The sequence below is a fragment of the Pseudomonas sp. 51_B genome (assembly GCF_017491595.1).
Lineage (GTDB): Bacteria > Pseudomonadota > Gammaproteobacteria > Pseudomonadales > Pseudomonadaceae > Aquipseudomonas > Aquipseudomonas promysalinigenes.
The window spans coordinates 1-244 of sequence record NZ_JAFGYW010000574.1 but is presented as its reverse complement, the minus strand read 5'-3'; the positions used below and the strand labels follow the sequence as shown (position 1 = coordinate 244).

The 244-nt window shown below is 65.2% G+C and carries 1 protein-coding gene; it reads right to left on the bottom strand.

The window, feature by feature from the left end:
* Window positions 1–244, bottom strand: a 244-nt coding sequence (locus tag J5M56_RS26240; protein WP_207938220.1) for an amino acid permease, incomplete at both ends; no start/stop codon positions are given.

The window sequence follows — 244 nt, the reverse complement described above, 5'->3', positions numbered from 1 at the left end:
AGGGCGCCGAGCAGCGAGATGATCAGCCCGACGCTGATCAGCACCGCACCCCAATGGCCTACCACATGCTCGAGCACCGCAGCCATCGACGGGTTCTGCAGCTTGGCCAGCTCCGGCTGGGTCATGACCCCCAGCGACAGTACATTGACCAACACCAACAGTGCCAACACCCCGAGAAACCCCACCACCGTGGCCTTGCCGACATCCGACCGGCGCTGTGCGCGCCCCGAATAAACGCTGGCGC